This window comes from Shewanella sp. NIFS-20-20, assembly GCF_019209865.1.
Classification (GTDB): Bacteria; Pseudomonadota; Gammaproteobacteria; order Enterobacterales; family Shewanellaceae; genus Shewanella.
Map to the genome: position 1 here is coordinate 15536 of NZ_JAHUTT010000049.1, position 15712 is coordinate 31247.

General features: G+C 47.2%; 13 protein-coding genes and 1 pseudogene. 8 read left to right on the forward strand and 6 right to left on the reverse strand.

Annotated elements, in window-relative coordinates; genetic code table 11:
* The first annotated feature begins 3 nt into the window (after window positions 1–3).
* The 3 genes from mmsB (at window position 4) to KU855_RS14255 (ending at window position 2095) form a co-directional block, all read left to right on the forward strand.
* A complete protein-coding gene (gene mmsB / locus KU855_RS14245) occupies window positions 4–906 on the forward strand; it encodes a 3-hydroxyisobutyrate dehydrogenase (protein ID WP_218530950.1) in 903 nt (300 codons plus the stop codon).
* A 13-nt stretch (window positions 907–919) separates the two neighbouring features.
* Window positions 920–1687 carry an SDR family oxidoreductase gene (locus KU855_RS14250; protein ID WP_218530951.1) on the forward strand — a complete coding sequence of 256 codons (768 nt, stop codon included), beginning with the start codon at window positions 920–922 and terminating at the stop codon, window positions 1685–1687.
* A gap of 165 nt (window positions 1688–1852) precedes the next feature.
* On the forward strand, window positions 1853–2095 hold the full coding sequence (locus KU855_RS14255; RefSeq protein WP_218530952.1) for a hypothetical protein: 243 nt from the start codon (window positions 1853–1855) through the stop codon (window positions 2093–2095).
* Here the strand turns inward: KU855_RS14255 and cueR are convergent.
* Window positions 2092–2496 (reverse strand): Cu(I)-responsive transcriptional regulator, encoded by a 405-nt coding sequence (gene cueR, locus KU855_RS14260; RefSeq protein ID WP_218530953.1) that lies wholly within the window; start codon window positions 2494–2496, stop codon window positions 2092–2094. The genes KU855_RS14255 and cueR overlap by 4 nt on opposite strands.
* Before the next feature lie 413 nt (window positions 2497–2909).
* Here cueR and KU855_RS19110 point away from each other — a divergent pair.
* Both KU855_RS19110 and KU855_RS14265 read left to right on the forward strand, forming a co-directional pair.
* A pseudogene (locus KU855_RS19110) lies at window positions 2910–3071 on the forward strand (heavy-metal-associated domain-containing protein); the annotation flags it as partial.
* 264 nt (window positions 3072–3335) lie between these two features.
* Window positions 3336–5636, forward strand: coding sequence for a heavy metal translocating P-type ATPase (locus KU855_RS14265; protein ID WP_218530963.1), 2301 nt, complete (start codon window positions 3336–3338; stop codon window positions 5634–5636).
* Window positions 5637–5697: 61 nt separating this feature from the next.
* Here KU855_RS14265 and pyrI read toward each other — a convergent pair whose 3' ends face one another.
* The 5 genes from pyrI to KU855_RS14290 all read right to left on the reverse strand — a co-directional run bounded on the left by pyrI (window position 5698) and on the right by KU855_RS14290 (window position 10961).
* Window positions 5698–6165, reverse strand: a complete 468-nt coding sequence (gene pyrI / locus KU855_RS14270) for an aspartate carbamoyltransferase regulatory subunit (protein WP_218530954.1) — start codon at window positions 6163–6165, stop codon at window positions 5698–5700.
* Window positions 6166–6176: 11 nt separating this feature from the next.
* Entirely contained in the window at window positions 6177–7106 is a 930-nt protein-coding gene (gene pyrB, locus KU855_RS14275) for an aspartate carbamoyltransferase (protein WP_218530955.1), read from the reverse strand.
* A gap of 406 nt (window positions 7107–7512) precedes the next feature.
* Window positions 7513–9219: a bifunctional UDP-sugar hydrolase/5'-nucleotidase UshA gene (ushA, locus tag KU855_RS14280; RefSeq protein WP_218530956.1), complete on the reverse strand. Its 1707-nt coding sequence runs from the start codon at window positions 9217–9219 to the stop codon at window positions 7513–7515.
* A 381-nt stretch (window positions 9220–9600) separates the two neighbouring features.
* A complete protein-coding gene (locus KU855_RS14285; RefSeq protein ID WP_218530957.1) occupies window positions 9601–10332 on the reverse strand; it encodes an MBL fold metallo-hydrolase in 732 nt (243 codons plus the stop codon).
* Between the two features lie 17 nt (window positions 10333–10349).
* Entirely contained in the window at window positions 10350–10961 is a 612-nt protein-coding gene (locus KU855_RS14290) for a chemotaxis protein (RefSeq protein WP_218530958.1), read from the reverse strand.
* 937 nt (window positions 10962–11898) lie between these two features.
* Between KU855_RS14290 and KU855_RS18915 the strand changes: the two genes are divergently transcribed.
* From KU855_RS18915 to KU855_RS14300, 3 genes are all read left to right on the forward strand, one after another.
* On the forward strand, window positions 11899–12024 hold the full coding sequence (locus tag KU855_RS18915; RefSeq protein WP_256261047.1) for a hypothetical protein: 126 nt from the start codon (window positions 11899–11901) through the stop codon (window positions 12022–12024).
* 544 nt (window positions 12025–12568) lie between these two features.
* Entirely contained in the window at window positions 12569–13657 is a 1089-nt protein-coding gene (proB, locus tag KU855_RS14295) for a glutamate 5-kinase (protein ID WP_218530959.1), read from the forward strand.
* A gap of 299 nt (window positions 13658–13956) precedes the next feature.
* The gene (locus tag KU855_RS14300; RefSeq protein WP_218530960.1) at window positions 13957–15549 is read left to right on the forward strand and encodes an ABC-F family ATPase; all 1593 of its coding nucleotides are present in this window, start codon (window positions 13957–13959) and stop codon (window positions 15547–15549) included.
* Window positions 15550–15712 lie beyond the last annotated feature (163 nt).

Here is a 15712-nt window from a genome sequence, read left to right on the forward strand (position 1 = left end):
CATATGGCAAGCATTGGATTTATCGGATTAGGCAATATGGGCGGCCCGATGGCGGTCAATTTACTTAAGGCAGGTCATACAGTTACAGGCTTTGATTTAAGCCAAGCGGCCATGAGTCAATTTGCCAGTCAAGGCGGATTACTCGCTCGCACTGCCTGTGGGGCCGCGGCGGGGGCTGATATTTTAATTACCATGCTACCGGCCGGTAAGCATGTGCTCAATTTATATTTGGGCGATGACAATACCCAGGGGATCCTTGAATTAGTTGGCCCTGAGTGTTTATTAATTGATAGCTCGACTATCGAAGCCGATGTAGCTCGCACTGTGGCCGCCAAAGCGGCATCTCTAGGATTAGATTTTATTGATGCGCCCGTCTCAGGTGGCACCGCCGGCGCGGCGGCAGGCACCTTGACCTTTATTTGTGGTGGCAGTGATCAGGCGTTTGCTCGGGCCGAGGCGGTGTTAGCCAATATGGGGGGGAATATTTTTCATGCCGGTGGCGCGGGGGCAGGCCAAGTGGCCAAGATCTGTAACAACATGCTGTTGTCGGTGTTGATGATAGCCACCAGTGAATCTTTGGCCATGGGGATTGATAATGGTCTCGACCCTAAGGTCTTGTCTGACATAATGAAAGTCAGTAGTGGTGGTAATTGGACGCTGGATAAATATAATCCCTGTCCAGGGGTTATGCCGCAAGTGCCTTCCTCCAATCATTACCAAGGGGGTTTTATGGTCGACTTGATGGTGAAAGACTTAGGCTTGGCGATGGCGACAGCGTTAGCAAGCGGTTCAAGCACCCCGATGGGGGCGTTAGCGCGAAATGTGTATGTTAGTCATGCCCGAGAAGGTCATGGCTCGTTGGACTTTTCCAGTATTTTTGAGCATTTTGGCCCTAGGTCAAAATGACAGTGAGGTGAGCATGGAATTAACAAATAAGGTGGTAGTGATCACCGGTGGTGCCGGTGGTTTAGGTTTAGCTATGGCCAATGAATTGGCGGCAGCAGGGGCTAAACTGGCCATCATAGATAGCGATCAAGACAAGCTGGAGAATTCCTGTGCCGATTTAGCCGGGGCCAATCCAGGGGTCGAAATTCAGGGGTATGCGGTTGATATCACAGATGAAGAAGATGTAATGGCTGTGTTCCAATATATTTTGGAAGACTTTGGTCAAGTGAATGTGCTGATCAATAACGCCGGCATTTTGCGTGATGGCATGTTATTGAAGGCCAAAGATGGTGTGGTTAGCGACAGAATGTCATTGCAACAGTTTAGCTCAGTGATCGATGTCAATTTGGCCGGTAGCTTTTTGTGTGGCCGTGAAGCCGCCGCGGCGATGATCACTTCCAAACAAGCCGGGGTGATTATTAATATTTCTAGCATTGCCCGTGCCGGTAATGTGGGCCAAAGCAATTATTCCGCCTCCAAAGCAGGGGTGGCCGCCATGGCGGTGGGCTGGGCTAAAGAGCTGAGTCGCTATAACATTCGTGCTGCCGCGATTGCACCAGGGGTGATCGCTACCGATATGACGGCCGCCATGAAACCCGAAGCGCTGGCTCGATTAAGTCAGATGGTACCGGTTGGCCGTTTAGGTGAAGCCCAAGAAGTGGCAAAAACCGCGCGCTTTATTATCGAAAACGACTATATCAACGGCCGAGTCATTGAAATTGATGGTGGTTTGTCAATGTAAGCCAGACGCTTGCCTATGATGTCATGTTTAAGCCCGCTTGTGCGGGCTTTGTTTTGCAAAGCCATGGTTTTTTGTGGATTGACAAGCCATAGGCATCATTGAACAATGGTCACTGTTAACCATTTTCAAGCCATTAGGTGAACATCACACTGCAAAGGAGTCTTGATGGAGCGGTTTGCTCAGCAGTTAGAGCGTTGGACAAGAAGGATGTTACTGGTCGTTGGGATCGCCGGGGTGGTGGTCATTAATTTCGGCTTCTTATACTTATTATTGAGTGGTCACTCGACTGAGTCGATTTCATGGTTTTTCTTAATATCCCCTTGGCTGTGTATCTTCTTTGGTTTGTCGACGGCAGATCAATTGGCGGTGATCCACTGGTGTCGGCAACGATTTAACAAACGCTCTTAAGTGCTTTTGTCGCTCAGGTTTTTGCCTAAGCCATTAATGATGAAACAGTCATTGCCGTCATCGCCACGACATTGCGCCACTAGCTGTGTCAGCTCATTGGCTAACATGGTTAATTGGCTAATGCGTTGATTGACCTCAGCAAGGTGCTCGCGCGCTAGGCGCTTCACTTCTTTGGCGGTGCGTTGCTGGTTTTGTTTGAGGGATAATAATTCACGACACTCATCCAAACTAAAGCCGAGGTGGCGACAATGATGAACAAACATCAGTGCATCAACCTCGCGATCGCGGTAATCACGATAGCCATTTTCACCCCGAGCAGCCGTGATTAATCCTATGTCATGATAATATCGTATGCTCTTGATAGACATACCTGTTTTGTTTGCTACTTCACCGATTTTCATTAATTATCTCGCCATGGCTTGACTCTCCCCTTGGGGGAAACTTTACTCTGTGGCTATCTGTTATTCAACTGCCCAGTGCAGGAGCTGTTATGTCACGTTTTGTGTTTCACATTGCCAATATGAATTGCGGCGGTTGTGCTAAACGAATTCAGGCATTATTTGCCGACAATGCCGCATTTTCTGAGGTGTTAGTCACCACCGAGGTGGCGACGCAAACCTTAACCCTAACGGGGCCTATGTCGCTAGGGGCGATAAAGGTCGCCTTGACTGTGGCTGGGTATCAATGGCAGCTCCAACCCTCAGTTGAGACCGCCTTTGAAGCAAATTTGGCGGTACTTGTCCCCTTAGCGCACGACATCGAAGCGGCGCAAACTCAGGTGACTGCCGCCATTGCTGCACAAACGCAGGCCTTGATGCAGCAGTTCTATGTGGCCAACATGACCTGCCAACATTGTTTGCAGACCATTAGCACGGCGTTAGCGAGTTTGGCACAAGAGTTTAGTGCAAATTTTGACACTAACATTCTGCAACTTCGCAGTGCCGCTTCCAGTGCTGAGTTGCTGGCTGGGTTAGCCAGTGCCGGTTACCCCGCCAAAGCCATTGTCGCGGTGGCGGAGCATGAATTAGCCGCTGACACCCACCCTGTGGCACCACACTATCAATTGTTGGTGGCCAAGATGACTTGCCAGCATTGCTTACAAACCATCGGTACGGCGTTAGCGGATATTGCCGATGATATTTCCGCTGATTTTGATTCAAAAATTTTAACGCTGCGCAGTGCGGCCAGTCGCGCCACCTTATTGGCACGTTTAGACGAGGCGGGCTATCCCGCCAGCGAGATGCCGCAGAGCCAAGGCACAGCATCATTGGCATCGATACCCGCCACGCCCCAAATCGCGTCAGCCGAGCTATCCTCGCCAAGGGTATTGAGTGTCTTTGTTGCCGACATGAGTTGCGCTAGCTGCGTTGCCAAAATCGAATCGGCTTTTGCTAAGCACCGTGGCGTAGAGGCCAAGGTTAACTTGGCCGATAAACAGGTACGAGTCACGGGCACTGACGATAGTGCTTGGGTGTTATCTTTGCTAACTCAAGCGGGTTACCAAGGTCAAATCATCGAGGATGCCGCAAGCGCTGCGGCCGATAAAGCCTTACATGATAAACGGGAATACCGGACTCGAATTTGGCAAGCGGCCTTAGGCATCGCCACTGGGGTACCCTTGATGTTATGGGGATTACTTGGCGGTACCATGACGATAAGCTCCAGCGCCGCCCAACTTGGCTGGGGCGTGGTGGGGGTGCTGACGTTAGTGCTGATGGTGGTGACCGGTAGTCACTTTTATCGCGGATTTTGGCGTTCGCTCAAGGCGAAATCGGCCAATATGGATACCCTTATCGCCTTAGGTACTGGCAGTGCATGGCTGTTTTCTATGCTGGTGGTGTTACTCCCTTCGGCGTTCCCGACGGGCACTGGGCATGTGTATTTTGAAGCGAGTGTCATGATTTTAGGCTTGATTAATCTTGGGCATGCCTTGGAGTTGAGGGCTCGGGGTAAAACCAGTGAAGCGGTGCAAAAATTATTAGGCTTACAAACCAACACGGCGGTGCGGATTGGTGAGCAAGGCGACGAAGTCGTTGCCATTAGTGCCATCAATATTGACGATGTGTTGCGATTAAAACCCGGTGATCGCGTAGCACTTGATGGTGTGATCTTGTCGGGCCACAGCGTGATTGATGAATCCATGTTGACCGGAGAGCCATTAGCCGTGGCCAAAGAGGTGGGGGATAGCGTCAGTGCGGGCACAGTCAATGGCAATGGGGCTTTAACGTATCAGGTCACGGCGAGTGCCCGTGATACCAAATTGGCCAAGATCATTAGTTTGGTCCAAGAAGCCCAAACATCGAAAATGCCCATCGGACGGTTAACCGATAAGATTGCGGCCTATTTCGTGCCTGTGGTGGTGATGATTGCCTTAGTGGCTAGCGGCATTTGGTTGCTGTTTGGCCCCGCACCCGCCTTGAGTCATGCCCTAGTGGTATTAATTAGCGTCCTCATTATTGCTTGTCCGTGTGCGCTCGGCTTAGCGACGCCTATGTCGATTATGGTGGCCGTCGGGCGGGCGGCGCAAATGGGCGTGTTGATTAAAAATGGCGAAGCACTCCAAACCGCCAGCAAGGTAACCACTGTGGTGTTAGATAAAACGGGCACTATTACCTTAGGTAAGCCGCAAGTGACCGAGGTCGTCATGTTAGCGCCAATGCTGGCACAAGCGGAGTTATTGGCAAAGGTTGCGGCGATTGAAGTGGCTTCTTCTCATCCGTTGGCGGCGGCGATTATCGAAAGTGCGCATGCGAGAGAAAGCCCGGTTTATCAGGTCGATGAATTTATTAATCATCAAGGCCAAGGGCTTAGCGCTCAGCTGGCAGGCCAAACTTGGCTAGTGGGTAATCAAGCGTTACTGGCTCACCATGGCGCCGAGATGAGTGAGGCGGCGTTACAACAACAAAACGACTTTGCTAGCGCGGGTAAAACGCCGGTGTGGGTGGCCTGTGACGGGCAAGTGTTGGCGTTAATCTTGATTAGTGATCCCATCAAGCCTGATGCCGCCAGTGCGATACACAACTTGCGTCAGCGAGGCTTACGAGTGGTGATGTTATCCGGTGATAACCAAGCCACGGCCGATGCAGTGGCTAGCGACGTCGGTATTGATGAGGTCATTGCTCAAGTATTGCCTCAGGAAAAACAGGCGGTCGTTAAGCGCTTACAGCAGGAAGGTGAGGTGGTGGCCATGGTGGGGGATGGCATTAATGATGCGCCCGCCTTAATGAGCGCCGACGTGGGGATTGCCATGGGCTCTGGGACTGAAGTGGCCATAGAAAGTGCAGATATCACGTTGTTATCGCATCAGTTAACCACCTTGGTGGATGCCTTAGCGTTAGCGCGAGCCAGCATGAGAAACATTAAGCAAAATCTGTTTGGGGCGTTTATATACAATACCTTAGGTATTCCAATCGCTGCGGGGGTGTTATTCCCTGTGTTTGGGATTTTATTAAGTCCTGTGGTGGCCGGTGCGGCGATGGCGTTATCATCGCTTACTGTGGTGACCAATGCCAATCGCTTAAAAACCACTCGACTGTCATAAACGGCAATGTCGGCGCCTAGGGCTCACTTAGGCGCCGTTCTCGCTAAATCACACGCTGGGGTTAATCGCGCTCGGTGACCACGTCGCGGCTAAAGACTTTCTCGCAATACTTACATGCCAATTGAATATCACCTTGCTTGAGAGTCACGCCAAAACGGGTTTCAACCGCCGGCTCTACATGGGTGATGCAGTTAGTATTAGGGCAGCTAAATACGCCGGTAATATGACTCGGCAGGTTGAGTGGTAATTTGGCAACCACTTGGTAATTTTCAATTTTATTGACAGTGGCGTCGGGGGCGTATAACGCGAGCCGTTGAGCTTGAGCCTCACTAAACCAGATGTTTTCAATCTTAATTAAATCTTTGCGACCTAAGGCTGATGAAGGCAGGTTTAAGCCAATTGTGACGCGCTCTTCGGTATTATGCAGGTGAAATAATTTTATCACCTTAAAGCCAATATTCGCCGGGATATGGTCTATCACTGTGCCATTTTTAATGGCTTCTACCTGTAGTTGATTATCTTTGCTCATGGCGTATCCCGTTAAATATTTTCGTTCAGTACAAGGGCTAATAAGGCTTGGCGCGCGTATACACCGTTTTGTGCCTGCTGGAAATAGTAGGCATAAGGAGTGTTATCAACATCGATGCTAATTTCATCAACCCGTGGTAATGGGTGCAGCACTTTTAAATTGCTTTTGGCATCGGTGAGATTGTCGCAAGATAAAATATAGGCCGACTTGATATGGGCATATTCAGACTCGTCAAAACGCTCTTTTTGAACGCGGGTCATGTATAAGATATCCAGCGCGGGCACGACCTCATCAATGCTGGTGTGGAGACTATATTCCATGCCAGCATCATCTAAGGTTTCTAGAATATAGTCAGGCATGGCCAGTACATCGGGGGCGATAAAGTAAAAACGGTTATTACTGAATTTTGCTAATGCTTGGGCGAGGGAGTGGACGGTGCGACCGTATTTTAGATCGCCGACCATGGCAATATGCAGGTTATCAAGCCTTCCTTGCGTTTCGTAGATACTGAATAAATCCAGCAAGGTTTGCGTGGGGTGTTGGTTGGCGCCGTCGCCGCCATTAATAATGGGTACCCCATTTGAAAACTCAGACGCCAAGCGCGCCGCACCTTCGCGGGGATGGCGCATAATGAAGGCATCGACATAAGACGAAATCACCCGAACCGAGTCAGCTAAGGTTTCCCCTTTTTTACCGGCTGAGGTATTGCCTGCATCCGGAAAACCAATCACCCGGCCTCCTAAGCGCTGGACTGAGGTTTCAAACGACAAGCGTGTGCGCGTGGACGCTTCAAAAAAGCAACTGGCTATGACCTTGTGCTTGAGTAAATCAGGGCGGGGCTCGGCTTTGATTTGACCTGCAGTTTCGACCACCAATTCCATTTCTTGCCGCGATAATTCGGGAATAGAAAGAATATGTTTGTTGTAGAGCGGATTAGGCATAATGTATTCCTTGGTGGTGGACCAAAAAAAAACCTCCATTAGGAGGTTTATTGATAGTTTGTCAGCAATAGCAAAGCAGCAACGCCGCCAGCGTGGCGGTTAACAGCGGTAATCATTTTTTTTGGTTGGCTGTATAAATTCACAAGCGTTCTTTCAATGCTATTGGTGACGACAAGTTGCTAATGCAAAAAGCAAATTTTGGTGAATATACTCCGATTAAATAAATCTTCAAGTCCCCAGGGGCATTTATTGTAAAAACTTGATGTGGCGACAATGGGCATTGCGGCCCATAAAAAACCGCCAGCATAAGACTGGCGGTTGTTGGCGCCTAGTCGGCATAGCAGCACCGACTTAGGCGCGTTTGATACCTAGGTATCAAATCAATGGCGTCATAGCATCAATGCGATTATTGGACCGCGCAGTTATCAACGACCACACCGTTTTTAAGATGAGTCACTTGACCTTGCACTGGCTCAAAATCAGCCGCCTTGATGTTGGGGTTCTTCTCAAAGAATTCGCGCAACACAGCCGCGTCAGTTTGCTGAGTGTCTAACACATCAATCTTCGGATAATCATCACCACCGGCGGCGCTGAAGCTGATCACAGAGAAGCTATAATTTGCCGTTGGAGAGAAGCCTTTACCATTGATGTCGCTAATGTCCACGGTCGCAGTATCACAGTCAATTGCCAGCGAGATATTGCTTAACTGGGCATAACCACCCCCAGTTTTGGTACCAACAACGCCTAGGTATTCCGCCACTTCAGCCCCGGTCATTGTCGCCTTGGTGACGAAATTACCAAAAGGTTGTACCGTCAATACGTCGCGATAGGCAATATCGCCAGCAGCAATCGAAGCGCGCACGCCACCTGAGTTCATCACCCCAAAGTCAGCATTAACTAATGGATAGGTGCGATAGGCTTCACCCAGTAACCAACCTAGGTTAGTTTGCTTGACGCGAACGACAGTGCGATCACCTTCAAGTTTGCCATCGGTATTTGAGATTTTGACATCCAGTAACTCCTGACCTTTTTGCTGGTAAGGGTATAAAATGGATTTCACCGTGGCATCTTCTACAATGGCTTCACCGGCCAACACCTTGTTACCGTCCGCATCTTTAACCAGCAGATTCACAGGGATCAAGTCATAGCTTACTAGGTTCAGTTCGCCATTGATCATTTCAAAATCAGCACGGCCGACATACTTGCCCCATTCATGAGCTTGCATGATCCAAGTACCATTTTGTTGATCTGGGCGGCAATCATCGCCCGGTTTGAAATCTGCATAGTTTTTGCCGTCAGGCTCCATACACACGGGGTTCTGTGAATGACCACCGATAATGGCTTGGAGCTTACCTTCGGCAACAGAGCGTGCTAATAACACATCGCCAGGCGCTTCAGAACCATGGTTACCATCGGCATAGTGACCCATGTGGGTGGTAGCAAACACTAAATCAACGGTTTCGTTGGCTTCGATTTCTTGCAGTGTTTTGCTGATTTCAACTTGTGGATCGGCAAAGTGGATAGAGCCAATATTGTCTGGATTAACTAAATGCGCGGTATCTTTCGTGGTGAAACCAATCACGGCAATTTTTAAACCGTTAACATCAAAGATGCGATAAGCGTCGAATAAACGTTCGTCAGTGACTTTACCGTCTTGATCTTTAAGGTAGATGTTGGCCGCTAACATGGGGAAGTTGGCTAACTTTGCTTGCATATCTAACACGTCTAAGGTGTTATCAAATTCGTGGTTTCCTATGGCCATGGCATCATAGCCAATCAGGTTCATGCCAATAAAATCAGGCACGGCATCTTGCATATCTGATTCAGGAACACCGGTGTTAATGTCACCACCAGACAGCAGCAGTACTTCGCCGCCATTGCTCTTAACTTCGGCACGGATTTGGTCAATCAGGGTCTTACGGGCAGCCATGCCGTATTCACCGTTATTATTTTGCCAGAAACGGCCATGGTTATCATTGGTATGTAACACGGTAAAGCGAGTGCAGTTATCAGCACCACAAAGGTTATCGTTATTGTCGTCGTTATCATTACAACCGACTAGGGCAGAGAGTACAGCGGCAGCAACTAGGCCTTTAACTAAAATGCGACTCATTTCATCAACCTCATTATTCTAATTGTGTTCTATTAATATATGGTTTAGCGCTGCAATACTACCTTGTTAATTAGCATTTGTTTTACTGTTTAGACTGATGAAAGTCGCATTTAATTACATTATTAATAGCGCAATTAGAACAGTGGTTGTGATGATTGATTGTGGGTGGAGATGAAATTATTCAGCCATTGCGTCAGCGTGGGGTATTTAGCGGGTTGGTGCAATGCATTATTGTTCTGGTGTGAAAACAGGGTGCTTGAAAAAAACTTGAGCACTTGTTGGAATATTGAGCAGCTATTTTGGTGGTTAATTTTTGTTGGTTAACTAATGCTCATCAAAATAGTTAACAAAAAAGCCGCCATCGCTTGGCGGCTTTAGCGTTTAGTTGGTTATTCCAACATTAAGCGCGGCAAACCAATCTAAAAATTGTTTGACTTGATCTCCCCTGAAAATACGTCCGTGTTGGGGACACATGTATTCAATATCTAATGAACGAACTCTAGCAATCCAATTATCTTTTGCTCGATTTGATGGCATCCAACGCTGATGAAAAAACTGCATTTTTTGACTGTGTTTAGCAAAGTCATCGACATAGATATCGGCATTGTTATCTTCAAGGGCAGCGCCTACATCGCCAGACATCAGTACCTTGCCTACGGGATCGTATACATGAAAATTGCCAGAGGAATGCAGGTAATGGGCGGGAATAAAATGTAACTCGACGTCACCGACCAGTAATTTGCCACCTTCATCATCTATGGGTTCAAATTTGATATTGTTCATCCCAAAATGGCGAATAAAACTTTCCCACAGCCAGGGTGAATACAACTTGGCTTTAGGCAGCGTTTGATCCCATAAGCCGAGCGAAGAAATAATGTCAGGATCTTGGTGCGAGGCAAATAAATAAGTAATGTGTTCGATAGGTAATTGGCGTACCAAACTGGCTAGCATGGGGGCAAACAGTTCAATTCCACCCGGATCCATTAACAACGACTGGCTACCGCTTTGTACTAAATATTGATTGGTATCAATAATCTTTTCATTTTTCTCATGGTCACGACCGAAATATAACCACTTATGAGTGGGCGTTTCGACGATCAGCTCAGTTTTCATTGTGTTTTCCTTAACCGTTAATGGGAATCAAATAAGCGAATGGCGGTATCTACCCGACCACGGATCTGAGCCGCGACAACATCGACCTTATTGGCGACATCGACAAAAATGGCTTGAAAATGGGTATCCACCCGACAGGCTTCAACCCGACAAATGGAGGCAAGCGCATTGGCACTGCGAAGATTTTGCTTTAGTTCGGCCAGTTGCACCTCCATCTTGGCTAATATCTTGTTAAATTCAGATTGTTGCTGATGATAATGTTGTGCAGTCTTATCGATGGCTTTTTTCATACTGTCGCGATAAGTGGCGTCATGGGCTTTAGCATAGGCCAGTTCAAAGTAATGCATGGCGGTGGCTGTTTTGGCGGTATTGGTGGCAATTTTGCTAGCATTTTTTGCTAGATCATTGATTTCATTAGCGGCTTTTTTAGTGTAGCCGGCTAATTCGTCAATGTAGTGGGTCAGTGCTTTAAAGCCGAGTGCAGCGCTACCAATACGGCTGGAAGCCGCTTGAGCGTTGCTGGCAGTGAGGTTGATCTCTTTGCAGCTGGCTAATGTTTCATTGAGTTCCGCTGCGACCAAAGCCGCGGTCACATAATACGGGCGCTTTCCCTTTCCTAAATGTTCCATATCCAAATCCCCGAGATATACAAGACACAGTATAGACGCTGTAAGGTAATGTGTTGGTGAGCATAGGAATATTTTTGCCGTTAAGTCCTATCGGTAACGCAGGTGTACGACTTGCAGGGGCAGAGCATACTTTGAGTATTTTCTATCCAGAGCCCCACAAGTACCCAGAGCGCCAACCCGTACTCCTATATCGTGAACAACCCGCTGGCAGGGATTGATCCGTCGGGGTATTGTGCTACCAGAATTCAGGGACATACGGTTGTTAACTGTAAACGAGAATAATGGTGGTGATAAGAGTCATGGGTCTCAGTCTGGCCAAGCCTCAGCCAAACCCGTCAGCAAACTGATACAGTGAGTGATGTGGCGAGCTTGCAGGCGAATGCGAAGCAAGGTGATGTGCTCGGCACTTAATCATGGTTGGTACATTGAGAATATGATTCGTGTCCGAACTAATATTGCCAGTATTCTGATGATGGCGTTGAGAAGTAAAACTTGGGCGTTTGAACTGGGAAATTTGTTAATTTTTTTGTTATGCAATTGATTTTTGTTTTTTACTTATATAATTCAGGTGCTTGTGCTTAGTTTTAGCTGCAAGATTGACCACTATTACTGGCAATGTCTGAAGCGCAGGCTTGATAAGTTAGCCTAAAAACGCCATTATAATAATTCCTGCTCTAATTATTCGTGGTGAATTTATTATGTTGCGTGAACAATTGGCAAAGGTATTGCCATATAAATTACCTAACAAGCTAGGTAAATGTGTTGATGTTATGGATGATGCATTTGGTTTTGTTTGTCTTTGTTTGATCCTTAGTAGCTACATTTTTTATCCCTTCTATCAATTTTTTAAATTGAGCCCTAATCATTACAAGGGTGGTAGATGAGTGCGATTTATCTAACATTAAGTGTTTATTTTTAATGATGTTAGGTAAAGGTATTGATGGTGCTCGTCGACATTATTCATATGACAAGTTATCTGCTTGGCGAACACCAAGTCAGCCCTCAGGTGACGGTATTCTTTACCGGAGCCTCGGATATGAGTGGTTGGCTGTTGATGGATTGACCTGGCGCCATGTTGACGCCGGTGGTCACACCTTTATGGGGCCTTAGCGCTCATTTAGGCGTTAGGGCTAATGATTCGATTGGCACGCATAATTGCGAATTTATACCAAACGCTAAGGATGCGCTAACGCTTCTCGCTATGTTGTTCAGCGTTTTGGTGACGGTAAAAGTGTCATCCGTTGATTGAGTACGGTGGGTAGCATCGTTTTTTAGCTGAGCATGTTTTGTTGCTCGGGAAATTTTTTGAATCTGCATTTTTTGCGGATTATCAGGCCGGCATTTTGATCACCCTATTGGTGGTGGCAAACACCTTGTTGGGTGGTTTTTGGCCGGCACTATCATTGTCATTGTGTGGATATAGGCTCTTTTGCTGGCAAATGGTCAACACCTCAGTGTACCCCTGTTTGCCATTGCTTGGGTTTATATTAAGTACCCGTTGCCTATTCGGTGTGAGTTTGATAACGGCTCAGCCAGATAAGTCAGTATCTGCTACCTTTAATGGCGTTAGGCAAGTTTTAATTCTACGAGGTTAATGAAGAGTATTTATGTCTATTTTAGAGAGCAAAAGGATTGTCTTGAAAGTGGGCAGTGCGTTGATCGCACCAGACAACCAAGGTTGTCGTTCGCATCATTTGCTGGGCATTGCACAGTTTATTGTGCATTGTCGTCAGCGCGGCCAACAAGTGGTATTGGTGTCTTCTGGCTCCGTGGCGGCGGGTCGTCATTGGTTCAGTGGTAAGCCAGCCTCGGTGGCACTGAAGAAAGCCATGGCTGCGACAGGTCAAACTGACATGATGGCCTTATGGGATAAATTATTTGATTTCCCTTCCGCTCAAATCCTATTAACGCATGCGGATTTATGTCAGCGTGAACGTTATATGAGTATTATGGAGACCATTGAGTCTTTACTTGAGCATGACATCTTACCGATTGTGAATGAGAATGATACCGTCGCATCGAAAGAGCTGATGGTAGGTGACAATGATAATCTAGCCGCCATGATTGCCGCGGCAAGTGCGGCGGATAGCTTGATTATTTGTACCGATGTCGATGGCTTATTCAATAAAAATCCGAGTATTCATGCCGATGCTGTTCGCCTTGAAACGGTGAACCAAATTAATGCCGATATACATGCGATGGCAGGGGATGCGGTCAGCGATACCGGTACCGGCGGCATGCGCACAAAATTAGAGGCAGCGGTTAAGGCAACCGCTCAAGGCATTGATACCTATATTATCAATGGCTTTAACCAAGAATCATTTATGCAATTACTCGATGGCAATAACCCCGGCACCCATTTTGTTGCCAATCGTGCCCGCAGTTCATCGGCGGTGTTATGGATGAAGCACACTGCCAAAGCCAAAGGTGAAGTGTTGATTGCCGAGGCTGATGACTCTGTCAATGGTGAGCAAGACATCACTTTAGATAGTGTGGTCGCGGTTGAGGGCGATTTTGCGGTCGGCGATACTATTTTGGTCCGCAACGTTAATGGCACCAAAATGGCTAAAGCCAAGTCTAATTACAGCAGTTGTTTACTGAATTATGTGCTGACACAGGGGAGCGTTCGTCAGCCTACGTCTACTGACGAACAGCCGCTGTCGATCATCTCTAAAGATAATGTCGCCATGTTATAACTCGTTTGTCGCATAAGCGGCGGCTGATGTTGCGCCTAATCACACCCCAGCGACCGTGTCGCTGGGGTGTTTTTTTGCCACACTGGCCGTCAAGAGAATATGAGCGAGTCACAATGGCTAGAGTTGTTAACACTAAAAATTCAATGTGTTTCGCCCCTTAGCCTTGGCGGAGCGCGGGTCAGTTTTGATTGGGTCTTGTTCATGACAAGACCTGACCATCCTGCTATACTGCGCCATTTATTTCGGCCGACCTTTTTGGTTTGGTTACATACACCTTAGCTTGAATTTGGAAGCGAATTTTGATCACTACAGCGAATATCACCATGCAGTTTGGCGCCAAGCCACTGTTTGAAAACATCTCAGTTAAGTTTGGCGGCGGTAACCGCTATGGTCTTATCGGCGCTAATGGTTGCGGTAAGTCGACCTTTATGAAGATCCTCAGTGGTGAGTTAGAGCCGAGTGGCGGTAACGTATCCATGGATCCGAATGAGCGTCTCGGTAAGTTGAGTCAGGATCAGTTTGCTTACGAAAACTTTAGCGTTATTGATACTGTTATCATGGGTCACAGAGAATTATGGGCCGTTAAGCAAGAGCGTGAGCACATTTACTCTTTGCCTGAAATGACCGAAGACGATGGCATTAAAGTGGCTGAATTAGAAATGGAATTTGCCGAGATGGACGGTTATACCGCCGAATCACGAGCCGGTGAAATTCTGTTAGGTGTTGGTATTCCGTTAGAGCAACATTTCGGTCTAATGAGCGAAGTGGCGCCAGGTTGGAAATTGCGGGTTTTGCTGGCCCAAGCCCTGTTTGCGGATCCTGAAGTGCTATTACTCGACGAACCAACCAACAACTTGGACATCGATACCATTCGCTGGTTACAAGATACCTTGAACCAACGTAACAGCACCATGATCATCATTTCGCACGACAGATACTTCCTAAACTCTGTGTGTACTCATATGGCGGATTTGGATTACGGTGAGCTGCGTATTTATCCTGGTAACTATGATGAATACATGACGGCCTCGACCCAAGCGCGCGAACGTTTGTTGTCTGATAATGCCAAGAAGAAGGCGCAAATTGCTGAATTGCAAACCTTCGTTTCTCGCTTCTCTGCCAACGCCTCTAAAGCGAAACAGGCGACGTCACGTGCTAAGCAAATCGATAAGATTAAACTCGATGAAGTTAAAGCGTCTAGCCGCGTCAATCCTTATATTCGTTTCGAGCAAGATAAGAAATTATTCCGTAATGCCTTAGTGGTTGAAAACTTATCTAAAGGCTTTGATACCCCATTAATTTCTAACTTCAACATTATTGCTGAAGTGGGTGAGCGTATTGCAATCTTAGGTGAGAACGGCGCGGGTAAGACAACCTTAGTGCGTACCTTGATCCACGATTTGACTCAAGACAGCGGTACCATTCATTGGTCAGAAAATGCCAGCTTCGGTTATTACGCTCAGGATCATGCCAGTGATTTTGAAAACGATATGACAGTGTTTGACTGGATGAGTCAGTGGAAAAAAGAAACGGATGATGAGCAAGCGGTTCGCGGTATTTTAGGCCGTATGTTGTTTGGTGCCGATGACATTAAAAAGTCAGTGAAAATTCTGTCTGGTGGTGAGCAGGGACGGATGCTGTTTGGCAAGATGATCATGCAAAAGCCTAACATCTTAGTCATGGATGAACCCACCAACCACTTGGATATGGAATCGATTGAGTCATTGAACAATGCCCTTGAAATGTATGAAGGCACCTTGTTCTTCGTGTCTCACGATCGGGCGTTCGTGTCATCATTGGCTAATCGTATTTTGGAAATTACGCCAGAAGGCATTACCGATTTTAAAGGTACTTATGATGAGTTCTTACGTCATAAAGGTATCGATGCCTAATTAACCAGTTAGGTTAATCCTATTAAACCGCGCTATGGCGTAATGCCGTTCACTTAGTGTGAACGGCATTTTTCTTAGACTTAATGGGATACTTGTTTTTACTCATTTTTAACGCACGTGGATAGGCCCTATCCCGTTTCCCATCAAGCTTGAACTGTCTCGC